Origin of the sequence: Algoriphagus taiwanensis, from assembly GCF_036245645.1 — a bacterium.
Taxonomy (GTDB): Bacteria; Bacteroidota; Bacteroidia; order Cytophagales; family Cyclobacteriaceae; genus Algoriphagus; species Algoriphagus taiwanensis.
Genome location: NZ_BTPE01000005.1, coordinates 152,101 through 165,087 on the forward strand (window position 1 = coordinate 152,101; position 12,987 = coordinate 165,087).

General features: G+C 39.6%; 9 protein-coding genes and 1 tRNA gene. 3 read left to right on the forward strand and 7 right to left on the reverse strand.

What is annotated here, in order from left to right; translation table 11 throughout:
• Positions 1 to 3 precede the first annotated feature (3 nt).
• The gene (locus AAA938_RS08810) at positions 4 to 876 is read right to left on the reverse strand and encodes a hypothetical protein (protein WP_338228300.1); all 873 of its coding nucleotides are present in this window, start codon (positions 874 to 876) and stop codon (positions 4 to 6) included.
• A gap of 96 nt (positions 877 to 972) precedes the next feature.
• Here AAA938_RS08810 and AAA938_RS08815 point away from each other — a divergent pair, with 96 nt between their 5' ends.
• From AAA938_RS08815 to AAA938_RS08825, 3 genes are all read left to right on the forward strand, one after another.
• Positions 973 to 1,374, forward strand: coding sequence for a hypothetical protein (locus AAA938_RS08815; protein WP_338228301.1), 402 nt, complete (start codon positions 973 to 975; stop codon positions 1,372 to 1,374).
• A 301-nt stretch (positions 1,375 to 1,675) separates the two neighbouring features.
• Entirely contained in the window at positions 1,676 to 2,533 is an 858-nt protein-coding gene (locus AAA938_RS08820) for a hypothetical protein (protein ID WP_338228302.1), read from the forward strand.
• Between the two features lie 223 nt (positions 2,534 to 2,756).
• Positions 2,757 to 2,833: transfer RNA gene (locus AAA938_RS08825), tRNA-Asn, on the forward strand.
• On the opposite strand, the gene AAA938_RS08830 is transcribed toward AAA938_RS08825, so the two are convergent.
• From AAA938_RS08830 to pglZ, 6 genes are all read right to left on the reverse strand, one after another.
• Entirely contained in the window at positions 2,796 to 4,346 is a 1,551-nt protein-coding gene (locus AAA938_RS08830; RefSeq protein ID WP_338228304.1) for a recombinase family protein, read from the reverse strand. The two genes, AAA938_RS08825 and AAA938_RS08830, sit on opposite strands and share 38 nt — an antisense overlap.
• A gap of 135 nt (positions 4,347 to 4,481) precedes the next feature.
• Positions 4,482 to 6,278, reverse strand: coding sequence for a DNA methyltransferase (locus tag AAA938_RS08835; protein ID WP_338228306.1), 1,797 nt, complete (start codon positions 6,276 to 6,278; stop codon positions 4,482 to 4,484).
• A 169-nt stretch (positions 6,279 to 6,447) separates the two neighbouring features.
• A complete protein-coding gene (locus AAA938_RS08840) occupies positions 6,448 to 7,068 on the reverse strand; it encodes a hypothetical protein (protein ID WP_338228307.1) in 621 nt (206 codons plus the stop codon).
• A 101-nt stretch (positions 7,069 to 7,169) separates the two neighbouring features.
• Positions 7,170 to 8,429, reverse strand: coding sequence for a HEPN-associated N-terminal domain-containing protein (locus AAA938_RS08845; protein ID WP_338228308.1), 1,260 nt, complete (start codon positions 8,427 to 8,429; stop codon positions 7,170 to 7,172).
• Between the two features lie 5 nt (positions 8,430 to 8,434).
• Positions 8,435 to 10,456 (reverse strand): BREX system Lon protease-like protein BrxL, encoded by a 2,022-nt coding sequence (gene brxL / locus AAA938_RS08850; RefSeq protein WP_338228309.1) that lies wholly within the window; start codon positions 10,454 to 10,456, stop codon positions 8,435 to 8,437.
• Between the two features lie 12 nt (positions 10,457 to 10,468).
• Positions 10,469 to 12,982, reverse strand: coding sequence for a BREX-1 system phosphatase PglZ type A (pglZ, locus tag AAA938_RS08855; protein ID WP_338228310.1), 2,514 nt, complete (start codon positions 12,980 to 12,982; stop codon positions 10,469 to 10,471).
• Between the last annotated feature and the right edge of the window lie 5 nt (positions 12,983 to 12,987).

The following is a 12,987-nucleotide window of genomic DNA, read 5'->3' on the forward strand; positions in this document are numbered from 1 at the left end:
GGCTTAGTTTTTTGAAGGATATCGGTAAAGAAAGGGCTGAATATTAAATCGCTTTTCACTAATCGTGTAATAGGATTTTCCATTGAGAGAAAAACCAACCGCCTCACCTTGGGGCTCTGGCACGTAAGGCAGACGAACCGGCATCCGGGAAAGTGCATCAGTCAGGCTTTCCCCTTTTTTCCTTTCCCAATAGTACACTGCGAAGTAATTTTTAATCAAGATCTGGGTTCCGTCTGCTGAAATATCACCGGCCACAGCACTGCTGAACGGGAGTTTGATCAATTCCTCCAAAACAGACTCTTTTTTTGAAAAAGCGTCTTTAGGAACCCGATAAAGGGTATTTTTCTCATCCCTCTTAGATAGGATATAGATTTCTCCGGTCCAGGGATCTACCATCAACGTTTCGGCATCTTTTGCTCCATCGGGGTAATTGAGGACTGCTACCTCAGGCTTGATTTCCAGATTATCGCTTAGCTTTTTGGGTTCGGGGAATCGATATAGCTTGATGTCAGAGTAGATTCCTGCATTGTCACCGATTTCACCTACATAGACATAGCTTTCCCCCTTAGGCCCCACTCCCACTGCAATATCCTCCCAATCCCGGTTTGGGGTATCGAGGAGCGTGATCTTGCCCAGACTTTTCCCCAAAGAATCCATCAAAAAGACGGCAGACTCACCTCCACTGTCCACATGGAGATAGAGAAGATTGGAGTGTAAATGAGAAAAAGCAATTCCGCTGACTTCCTCCAGTGCAGGTTCGCTGATCTCCTTAATCCGCTCCCCGGGCAGGAAAAGACTGTCCATTGGTATTTCCTGGGCAAGTCCTGTAGAAAGAAAAATCAAAAGAATCGTTAATGACAGAAAGGTTGTTCTCATAGCCCAAAAGTACCAATTTGCCATTGGGATTGTATGCTATTTTGCCCAACTTTAACTGAACTCAAGCCAAAAACTATGGATCCGATTTTGAAAAAAATGAATTTCAAGCCAGAGATGAAAATCCAAATCTGGAATGCTCCTGAGGAAATGAACCCTTTTATTCAGGCTTGGGAAAAGGAAGGATTTCTGGCAAAGGAAGGAGAAAGGCCCACCTTTATGCTGGCCTTTGTGTATTCCAAAGAAGACATTGACCGGTACTTTGAAGCCATGCATGCCCTTTCTCCGGAGGATGAAGCGATATGGGTGGCTTACCCAAAGGGAACTTCGAAAAAGTACAAGGTAAAAATCAACCGGGACTCGGGTTGGGCCAAAGTGGGCGAACTGGATTACGAAGCTGTCCGACAGGTCGCCATCAACGAAGACTGGTCCGCTTTGAGATTTCGAAAGGTGAAGTTCATCAAGTCGCTTATTAGAAAGTTTAGCGCGAAGAATCAGTGAGCAAATTGAAGTGGGCAGTATTCAGTGGGCAGTCTTTAGAACACGTGCCGCTTAGTCCATCTAGTATTTTCAAAATAGCGTTGCCCATTTTGGAGTGGGAATTGGTGAGATCACGGATATCCCTTTCTCTAAATGAAGGATAGTTTTGAATTTCAAACAATTAGGCTCCAATTCCTCTTCTCTTGAAAAGAGCCGGCAATTCTAATCTGACCAAACAAAAAAGAAGATTCCTTGGTGATTTAAGTCTCTTTTGCTCCAAAGTAAAAACCCTAGTTTTCCCTTTCATCTAAATCAGACTCACTTGCTCTCTCAGTTTTTCCCGTTCCAAATCCGTCTTTTTGACAAAATAGATGCTCACTGGGAAAGCCCGAGAGTCACCCGATGGATCAGCAATTTGGTTGTTGCTTTTTTCCTGCTGGGCATGCTGGTAGCGGGTCTTCCGTTTTTGGGTATTCCTAACCCGTTTGAGAATATTTCCCCGTTTTTCGCCATTGAGATTGCCTTCAATGTATTGCTGATTTTTGAAGTTTTGGGTCTAATTTTCTTGCTCCCCAAATCTGTAGCCGACTCGGTAGGAAAACAATTTGAGATCATCTCCCTTCTGCTGCTTCGGGATGCTTTCAAGGAGTTTGGACACTATTTGGGCGAATTGCACTGGGACCCGGAGTTTCTGCTGGAGCTTCTTCCGATTGTTTCGGATGCTTTTGGGGCAATCTTGATTTTCCTGATCACAGGCCTGTTTTACCGCAGCCAAAAGCATCAGCCCATCACCCAAAGTCATGAGGAGCAGAGCAAATTTGTATCCATCAAAAAGTTGATTTCCATATACCTGACACTGATTTTTGTCTTGCTGGGTATCTTGGACATTGTGAATTTTGTCCAAACCCAAGAAGTAATCTTCAGCATCAAGACTTTCTACACGCTTTTGATTTTTGCGGATGTTTTTATTCTGCTTTTTTCCCTTCGCTACTCCAGCAAGTACTTCAATCTGTTCCGGTATTCATCTTTTGCTTTGGCGACGATTTTTCTTCGCTTGACCTTGTCCGCACCTCCTTACTACAATGTGCTTCTGGCGGTGATTGCCGGATTGATGGTATTGGGAGTGACGGTTATTTACAATTCCCTGCTGATCCCTAAGCCGAGGAAGGCTCAGGAGTAAAAAGTTTAAAAAATTAAGTCCCTGAAAAAGAAACGGAAAAAGGGCAAAAGGAGAAAGAATGAATAATTTTTCCGGTCACAGTTTGGAAAAAATGGATCATGACTCTACATTTGCAACACGTTTTCCGAAAGGGACGTCAAACTCCTCCTTAGCTCAGCTGGTTAGAGTCCCGTAGTTACGGGATTAATCATGAGAGCAACGAGAATTTGATATAAGAAATTATTCCTCCTTAGCTCAGCTGGTTAGAGCACATGACTGTTAATCATGGGGTCCTTGGTTCGAGCCCAAGAGGGGGAGCCAGTGAGAAAAAGAGATCAGAAATGATCTCTTTTTTCTTTTTAACCCCATCAAAAACCCCCTCTATACTCAATAGAGTGGATATTTCAGGTGTGAAGGGAGTGGTTGCAACTTTGAAATCGAGATTCTCTACTTTTTCTTGAAAGATGCAACCGAGGATCTTTTTTTTGGTTTTTCCATCACACTTCCTCCAAAAAATAGGTAGTTGTTGAATCATGGGGAGAGACTTGGTCAAATACTCTTTGAAAGGGGACATCTCACCTTGATACTGTTTTAGCGATTCATCAATACTGAATATTTCATCTTCAATTCGGCGTTTCATTTCCTTGAAATCGTCAGAATCAATTTTCCCATCAAGGAAGGAGTCTTGAAGAGTCACTTTTCTGAGTATTAATTTTTCACGATCTGATTTCAACTTTTCAATTTTGGATTTCTGTCCTGTGAAGTCTTTTTCCATCATTTCCTGAAGTGCACTTTTGTAGACCAGTACCATTTCTGCAGTGAAAGAAATTTTGCCAAGTAACTCCTCAATTTTCCCATGAACCTCTTCGACTCTGTGTCGAAAACAGTTCTTTTTCGTACAGATATAATAGTGGTAATGTTTCCTTTGACCATTTCCACCTCTGGCCTTGTAAGCGGTTATGGTTCTGCCATGTTTAGAACATTTTAGGAATCCTTTTGCAGGGTATAGATCTGTTTTGTCCGATTCAAAGTCCATCTCCCTCACTCGACCATCAAGAGCTCTATTTGCCCTCTTAAATAGATCTTCAGACACGAGGGCTGGATGAAGTCCATCTACAATTTGTTCGGATTCTTTCTTCCAAGCCTTAACATAGATCTTACCCATGTAAGCGATATTCCGAATGGTATGATAGAAGGTTTGTTTGGGAATAGTATAACCTTCATTTGCCAACCAAAAACGGACATCATTGGCAGAATAGAGACCTGTAGCCATTCTTTCAAAAGCCATTTGAATAAATGGAGCCTTATCATTCGGGATAAGGGTGGCCTTTTTGTTCTCATTTCTGGCACAATCATACCCTCTTGGAGGGGAGCCAGTCCAACACCCCTCCATTCGTGCTCTTCTCGAACCTTCTGTAGTTCTAATAGAGTTTTTGTCATTTTCCACCTCGGGTAATGTCAAATACAAGGATAGTAGCACCTTACTATCAGGGTTCTCAATGTCAATTGGTTGTTCGACAGTATTAATCTTTACTCCCAATTGACTTAATTTCTTGATCTCATCGAGGGCATAGTGAAGATTTCTTGACCATCGATCCCATCGAAGACAAAGAACTTGGTCAACCTTACCCCGATTTTTCTTGAGGTAATTCATGAGATTGTTCCATTGTGGACGGTTGAAATCCTTGCCAGAGTAATCCTCCGTATAGACCCCAACAAGTTCAAATTTGTTGTATTCGCAGAATTGTCTGAGGACTTGTTCCTGATATTGGAGACTAAACCCTGAATCCGCTTGTTCGTCCGTACTCACTCTCTTATAGATGATAGTTCTCATGGATTATTCTCTTTATAATGTTCAAACTCGATAGTGGCTAACTTAACCAAGAGGTTATAAACCTGCGCTATTTGATGATCTGAAAGGGAAGGATTTCCCTTTTTCAGAATATTGATCATGTCTTTCTTAGTCATCTTAGGCTACCTTTAGGAAATATTCAGTCTCTATTCTTCTCAATTCATCGCTTGAAATCTCCTCTTTTAGGGCAAGTGCAAGTCTTTTCTCTGAAAACTTGATGGAATTAGGGTCGGTATCAAATCCTACCACACTGCGTCCTAATGAAATAGCTACATCTAAAAAAGAGGAGCTACCGCAGAATCCATCCAGAATCCTATCCCCTGGATCTGTAGTCATTAAAATTGGGATGATCGCCAAGTAATCAGGTGCTGGAGCCAAATGGACAAAACTTGGATCAATTTTTCTCAACTTAGACCAGTTAAATGCCGCTCCCTCAATGACTCCCTTGACCTTTTGACTATCTAAAAAATTAGTGAATGTTGTTCTGGGTTTTTTTAATGAAAACTTCGATTCATTCGATTTTTTATCTAATGAGGTTTGATCATTACACCCCTTTTGAATGGTGATTTTTTCTTCACGTGACCAAAAGACGAATTCCTTGTATTTGAAGTTGGTAGGATTTTTTGTGAAATGAAAAATCACCTCTGTAACAGGTCGTAGCCGTCTGATTTCGCCCTGAGGTTTAGGATTTTCTTTCTTCCATGTAATTGATTCTTGCAAATACCAACCATCTTTTACCATTTCAACAGCGAATTTGTGTGTAGCCAAAGAACTGACTCCGCCATTATAAGACTCCCCAAGATTTACGAACAAAGACCCATCGTCTTTCAAAACACGTTTCACACCACCGTAAAACTCAACGCTTCTCTTGACGAAATCGTCTGTTGTCGGTTCTTGACCAAAAGGAATCTCATCTTCACAAACCCCCTTAGGATATTCTCTAATATCATGATAAGGTTGAGATGTCATGACGGTCTGTATAGAACCAGTCTCCAAATCTGAAAGATCTTTAGATGATTTATTGAACAACTTGAACCTTTGTTCCAGTACCGAATCCAATGCCTCTTCGATTGGATTGGGTCTATTTCTTTCTTCAAGTGCCTTCTGGTAACCTTTCATTAGGTTATGTGCATTTGAGATAGTCATCCCCTTATTTTGGATTTTATCCATCAATCCAAGCCCCTTGACCTCTTCATCACCTGACTCTTCAAACTCTTTCACAGCAATGATTTTTCTCAATGTAGAAGGAGAAAAATCCAACCCAAGGATCGCACAGGTAAGTTGGAATCTATCCTTTCCAACTAAACCATACTCATCATCCTTAAGAGTGATATCTCCAATCATTTCTCTCTTTTTACCCTGAGATTTTCCGAGTACTCCGAGTACTGATTCTGCTTTTAGTACTTGTTCCATCTGAGATCGTTTGGTTCGCATGTTCTTGATAACATGGATATCCCTCAATTCTGAATCGTCATAATCGAACAATTCAATTCGAATCTTCTCCCAACCCAAATTTCTTGCGATTAGAACTCTTGAAATTCCATCAAAGACTTGGAATCTAATTCCTCTTTGTACTGCCCCAGCAGGTTCTATTTGACCCATTTTTTCAATCACGAATTGGAGACTTCTCAAGTCTTTCTCAACATAGGTCATTTGGGCAGTTGGGTGGATATCGATTAGATCTAATGAAACATCAAATACTGATCGGAATCTTACAGGAGTCAATTTTGACGGATCAAGGTTTTCAGGGAACCTCCCTTCAATTACAGGAAGATACTTGTACCCATATTCCACCACCTTTGGACAGACGGAATGGGTACTGTTCAACATATCTAGGTTCTTTACAGAAACCTCTTCGATTTTAACAATCGGATTTGACATCACTGGGACATCATTTTGTACTAGATTTTCCATGTTTAATGGGTTTTATAATTTGAAACTTGTTGTTATATTTTTTAGGTCGACTATTTGAGCGTAGGAATCCTGTATAAGGTGATTTCACCTCATAAAAGGGGTTTTAGTGAATAATTAATTGATTGTTGTTATCGTGTTCAGATCGACATTTTTCTCAAAAAAACACCCCTCAATCAGGGTATTTTTCATTGTACTCCTGAAGACTGACTTCTCGGATTTTTTCTATTCCAAGTTTTTCAATGATTGGGTCTTTTTTTCCTTCCTTAAACTCATCCAACCTACCCAAAGACTTCACAAACTTTCTTTCTCTTTCCCCAAATTCATTTAACCAAAATCCTCGTGCAGTCAAATAGGTGATTTTTGACGTAGCATGTACACTCGTAGCAATCTGAACATCAGGTTGAATAACTAATTGAAGTCTTTTCATTTGGAGGAAGAGTTTTGAGATAATCGAATTGAAGTCTCCCACGTATTCGTATTCATTCAAGAATTCCTTTTCCTTCTTGATGGATGTAAAATAGATTTTGAGGAGTTGTTTTTTGAGTTTTTCTAATCTGTGTCGAAGGTGAGTTAAAGATTTATCATTTTTCACATCGTCATTGAAATCTTCCTTCAGTACAATGTTCACAAATTCTACTGCCTCGGATTTTTTCTTTATCTCAAGAAACTGATTTTCATATCCTTTAATCAACTTGTTATTCCAATCGATATCCTCGAATCCTGAACCCAAAAAGAAGATGAAATAACATTCAATTACAGGGGAATTGGTGATTTCAAGAAGTAAATCCATAGTTTTTTCTGTTTTGTCGTGAACAAAGCTAGTAACAACAAAAATGTTGTGCAAGGAATCATCACAACATTTTTAAAAATTTTTGTAATTATTAATTTAAACTAGTGATCATTAGAAAAAAATCGGATTTCAAACAAGTCTTTTACTCTTTGAGTTTTGATCGAATTCTTCTTCATTAACAATAAATGGTTCTCCTTATGTTCTTCTCCCTCTTCAGAACATGCCTCAGAATCAGCAAAAAACACGTAACAATCTTTACCTGGGTTTTTAGAACTTTTGTAAACAATACCATCAATATTAGGCCCACTTTTAGTTAAAAAAAATCTAAAATATTCAGTAACGATTTGGGAAGGAACATATTCAATACTGTCGATTTGGTTATCATAATCAATAGGTTTGGTAATCTCTTCTACAAATTTTTTTATAAAGAAGGAGGCTTGTCTTTTATGGATGTTTTGTTCGTCAAAAAATCCAATTATTCTAGGAGACCTCAAATCCACCAAGAGCAATGGACGGCTTGTTTTAAATTCAGCGATGGAAATAAATCCATCTAATCTCCTCCAGCTATACACCTCTTTTATTGCAGTTTCAGCAGAATCAGCACTATAAAACATTGAAATGCCTTCTGGACTGAATCTGTTTGATTTTGCGGATTTAGAGGGAGGGGAACAAATATCTTTCCATGAAATTACATCTTCTTTTTTCTCGTGCGGTCTTGCTCTGAAAATCTTAGGATTTTGATTAAACAAATCACCAATTCCAGGATATGTGGTAAACATTTTTTGATCCAAGATATAATCGCCAATCTCTTTCAAAACACGAAATGGTTTGTTTGGGAATCCATACCGATGATTTTCTTCAAAATCGAAAAAAAGAAACCTAACCTTATTTTTAACCAAATTCGAGAAGGAACTCCATGTGTAAAAGAGTTCTTCGCTTTCTTTAAAATCTGAAAAAGTTTCCCGATGTGCCCAAACTTCTGATTCACCAAATGCATCAATGATCCATTCGACCAATTCTTCATCACAAGAATTTTCACATAAATCTTCTATTAGCTCCCGAGTTGTCCAAAATGAACCAATTAACTCTTTTTCCTCTGAATCATATGTCAGAATATCCCCTGCATCACCAAATTCAAACTCAATACACTTTTTGATTTTCTGAAAAAAAACTTCAAAGTCTATAAAAAATGGATTCTCAAAATTCCAACCCTCCTCAACTTTACCACAAATTGCACATTCCCCATGAGGTCTACCATGTTTCTTTATGATATCTACCAAATTTTGATCATAAACATGTTCCTCACAGAAAAAGTATCTTGAATATCTTGATTTAGATCTAGACTCAAAAAAATCTCCCATAAAGATTAATTCCTCAAAACGGTAATCTCAAACTCCTTGCACAATCTTTTCTCCTGATAGTATTCAGCGATATCGTATCTTCCTCCTGTCTTCTGCCAGATGTCCAATCCACGTCCAAGGATGATTTTCCATCCATTATTGAGTTCAATACTTCGATCATGCTGAACTTCACTGAATTCGTAGGAAAGATCAATTCCTAAAGGAGCCAAACTATCGATAATCTCTCCAAAGGCACCTTTGGCGTTTTCGATGTACTCTTCATTATTATTCGTAACCAAGTGAATTCTCACTTCCTGATCTTCTTCATTCAATTCCGCTACTAATCGACAAAACTCAATAAAGTTTCTCATTTGGTAGGGTAATCGGATGTAAGGATCTCTGAGAATAATATGAGTTGCACCCACCAAATACTCCCCAAATAGCCCTTTATAGCTCACGTTTGACTGATTATCCCTTATAGTACGATGAAGTCCCGCCAAGACTTTATTTTGGGGGTCTACGAGGGTTTCTTGTCCTACTGGCGTTTCTTCTGCAATCTCTTCTCTCTTTTCAATCCCCAATTTGGGATCTCCATACTCCAAAACCTCCAAGGTCTCAATTTTAAAAACCTTTCCATTGTCAGCGGTGTATTCAAATTTCACCACCTCATCGTTGAAGGTTTCATCCATTTTTCTGAGCTGGTCTTTCACTCTTTTTCTTCCTTCAATTGCGAAATCAAGAAGTTCTTTGATCTCTTTGGGTTCCATGACCCCATGAGGATAGATCACTTTGACCAATCCTGAAAAAGTCTTCTCAATGGCAGTTTTATCTCTTGTAGTGATCGTAGAAGAGAGTTCAAAGTATGGTTTGTAATCCTGAGAATGGTCTTCTTTCCTGAGTTGTTTGAGGATCTCGGCTAGGTAGTCGACAATAAACCCATAATCAGAAGTGAACATTTCGTTCCTGAGTTTCTTCACTTCCCAGCCAGGTAGATAACAATGGATTCTATCCAAAAATGCGGTATCGTAATAGTCCTTGGGTAGGGCATCAAATAAGTCCGTGTGGGTCAACATGTGAGGAACTGAATGATCGGTATTCCCAACAAAGACCATGGAGGCTTCGGCTTGATACACGTTGGTTCCTCGGGAAAAGGATTTGTTGGCCATGTAGTTTTTCATGATATCCACCAATCCTCTATCGGCCTTTTTGGTCTTTCCGGCAAACTCATCATAAGCCACCACATCCCAATATCCCACCAGCCCAATCTCACCTGTAGAATTGTTTACAAATAATTTTGCCTTAGAAACTTCACCACCGGAGATTAGAATCCCATGTGGGGATAATTCGGAAAACACATGGGATTTTCCTGTTCCTTTCGGGCCAAGTTCGATGAGGTTGTAGTTGTTTTCTGCGAAAGGAACCAATCGGGTCAAGGCCATCAATTTGGATCGGAAAGTAAATTCATCAGGATTTAACCCGATGGATTGCATCAGAAAATCTACCCACTCCTCTTTGGTGAATTGACTTCTTAATACTTTGAATTCATCCAAATCAGCTCGTGAGACTTGAATCAATTTTATCGTCTCGATGACCCATGGGAGAGTATTTCTCTCTTCAGAAGGGACATAGGCAATCGTAATCAATGACCATACTCCCTCGGACAATAACTTGGGGTATTGTTTGACGATCTCATCTCTGACAGGCACTTTACTCAAACCCAAATTGGCAAAACTGGCCTCGTACCTATCCTCCTTATCATTGAGTTTTACAGAGAGTTTGTCAATGATCCGATGAGATCCTTTTTCCCGAATGGTAGATTTGATGATTTGTGCTTCATCCCGATGGACAAAGTGTTTGGCAATAATCTGCTTGGTGGTCTCTATTCCTTGTTGGATAGTATCTTCATCATCTGTTGCACAATATTGTCCGAGGAGGTATTCCAAGACGAAAGTCGGTACACTTGCATTTCCCTTGACCTTGCTGGTCAAGTCCTTTCTGACGACTTTTCCTCCGAAATGTCGATTGATCAAAACATCGAGTTCCTTCATACTTCCTTTAAATTAAAAAAAGTCATCAAAATCATTTTCCATCCCAATTTTCAAGGAATAGGGATACTTGGCAATAATATTCCATTTATTGGTGCCTTCCACCTTTTCTTCAATTACCAAGAAGGTATTGACACTTGATTTTTGGTTGGTGGAAATCGTGAATTTCTTAACTACCTCCCTATCCTCTGCTCGTTTCGATTCAGAATCAAAGGTGTAGGCTATCACATCACTGATTATTTTCTTACTCGATTCATCTCCTTCAAAAATGGCAAAGTAGGACTTAATACTTCTCGGAAGGAGAGAATCGGAAACAGGTTGTTCCTGATAGAATTTGATGGTGTGGATATTTGTGGTGATTCGATTATTGGCCTTATTCAGTACATCGATATCCACCTTGGAAATAGTATCCACTCTCTTTTTGGCTATAAACAGTACTGGCACAACCACCTCCTGAAGGGTAGAACCACCATGTACATACCGACTTCCACTTCCTTGTTTTCTGAGTCGGTTGATTCCTTTGGGGATCAAAATATCCACATCCGATTTAATGCTCAGTGATTCAGCGGAGAATTTGACCACGTTATTGTTGTATGTCAGATTTTTGCCAAGCACAAACCGTCTGTTATCTCTGATCACTTCTCCTTGGACATTGGCATCCGCAAAGTCACTTTCTTCCAATACCTCGTTTTGATAGATAAATCCATGATCAGAAGTAATGACTACATGATTCCCATTCATGTTGGTAATCTTTTTGACCACATCTACCAAGAACACAATCTCATCCTTGGAGGCTTCGATTACTTTCTCTTCTTGAGTCTTATCATCACCGAGTTTATCGATTCGATTGTGGTAGACATAGACCAAATCATGATCTTGGACTAAGGATTTTGCCTCATCACTTTTGGTGGCGATTTTCATCAGGTCTTCTGCCAAGATTGTCGTCGCTCTTACTTTGGAGTTTTCCTCCAATATTTTTTTCCTTGGTTGACTTCCTTTGGTACTTTTTCCATCAATAAGGATCTCATCTCCTTCCCCAAAACTCAAAGTTTTGTGGGGTAATAGGGAGGCCATTCCCAATTGGGTGTAAGAGGGAAGTCCTGTGACCTGATAGGTCAACTTAGAGGAAAATCTACTTTCTGATTGGAAGGATTCATGGAGCGATATTCCACATTCGTACCGCAAGGCATCCGAAATCACCACAAAGACCTTGGTTTTCTTTTCTAAGTAAGGAACCTGAATATCCCTTTTGAAGAACATCTTTTGGGAATTCACCCCGAAATACCATTCCTTCTGATTGTCAATTACCTCCTGCCATTTCTCACTGAGTTTGAGCAACCAAGTATTCGAATAGATCTTATGGACTCGTTGGTAGAGTGAATTCAGGGCATTGTTTTGGCTGGTTTCTCGGTAGTTCTGAAGGAAAAGTCTATAGTACTGATCCATTTGAAACCACTTGTCCGTGTATTGTTTGAAACCGTCTTCGTAATCCCTGATTTTGATCTCCTGATTCCTTTTTACAGATTCAATCAATTGGGAAGCATAGTAAAGGGTATCATAAAACGGACTGTATCTCGGATACCAAAACTTAGTTTCCCTAACCTTGATAAAGTTCTCAATCTTATCCAAGGAAAGGGTTTCGTTCTTGATATGTTGGGATAGATCAATGATAATTCGCTTGTCTATCTCTTCAAACACGTCTTCCTGAATCAGTTCTTCTACAGGGTGTTTCTCCAAGTGTCCTTTGACATTCAAATCCTCCTGAACCCTTTCTGACAATAATTTGAAAGAGTCTTCAAAGGATCGGGTGTCCTTCCATGTGGACAATAGGACTTTTGCAGAATTATTGACTTGGGACTTTCCTGACAAAGGATGAAAACTCTTCTGAAAGGTTTCCAAAATAAAATCGTAGATCGATTGATTGCTGGCCTTGTAGTTGAATTGGTTTTCAACCAATTGCCAAAAAGGATCTCTCAATCCAAATCGTTGTAATTCCTTTTTTATTCCCTCTTCCTTCCCGTTCAGAAAACCCAGCGTATAGGATTTCACCAACCCCTCAATTGATCCATCTTCACCACCCAAGACCAATTGCAGAAGTTTCAAGGTTAATCCCGTTTCTGTTTCCTTCTCGTCAAGGATTTGTTTCAGTTTTTGGATTCGATCTTTACTTCTGAAAAATTCAATATGTCGATTGACCCAATTCCGAAAGGATAGGGGGAGATCCAACTCTTGAATGATCATGGCCTCCTGATCGGTATGGAAGACATGATGGCCCAACTCGATATCCAACAACCAATTGTCTTCAGGCTCGGGTCTTGGAAAAGGAGCGTAAAGAAGGAATTTTGTTTCAGTGTGTACGATTAAGAGTTCATGTTTCAGAAAGAACTCATTATTTTTCACCTTCCGCTTTTCCACTTTAGGTAGGGAAATGGTCTCAAACTCTTCCTGAAATCCCTTCTCCCCATCATACCAGACAATGATCCGATACTTGGAAAATAACTTACCTAAACTTTCTTCGATCTTAGTCATAATCC

Bases quoted from the DNA above. Each gene is read 5' to 3' on its own strand.
- AAA938_RS08810 (WP_338228300.1), bottom strand. From the start codon at position 876: ATGAGAACAACCTTTCTGTCATTAACGATTCTTTTGATTTTTCTTTCT.
- AAA938_RS08815 (WP_338228301.1), top strand. From the start codon at position 973: ATGAATTTCAAGCCAGAGATGAAAATCCAAATCTGGAATGCTCCTGAG.
- AAA938_RS08830 (WP_338228304.1), bottom strand. From the start codon at position 4,346: ATGAGAACTATCATCTATAAGAGAGTGAGTACGGACGAACAAGCGGAT.
- AAA938_RS08835 (WP_338228306.1), bottom strand. From the start codon at position 6,278: ATGGAAAATCTAGTACAAAATGATGTCCCAGTGATGTCAAATCCGATT.
- AAA938_RS08840 (WP_338228307.1), bottom strand. From the start codon at position 7,068: ATGGATTTACTTCTTGAAATCACCAATTCCCCTGTAATTGAATGTTAT.
- AAA938_RS08845 (WP_338228308.1), bottom strand. From the start codon at position 8,429: ATGGGAGATTTTTTTGAGTCTAGATCTAAATCAAGATATTCAAGATAC.
- brxL (WP_338228309.1), bottom strand. From the start codon at position 10,456: ATGAAGGAACTCGATGTTTTGATCAATCGACATTTCGGAGGAAAAGTC.
- pglZ (WP_338228310.1), bottom strand. From the start codon at position 12,982: ATGACTAAGATCGAAGAAAGTTTAGGTAAGTTATTTTCCAAGTATCGG.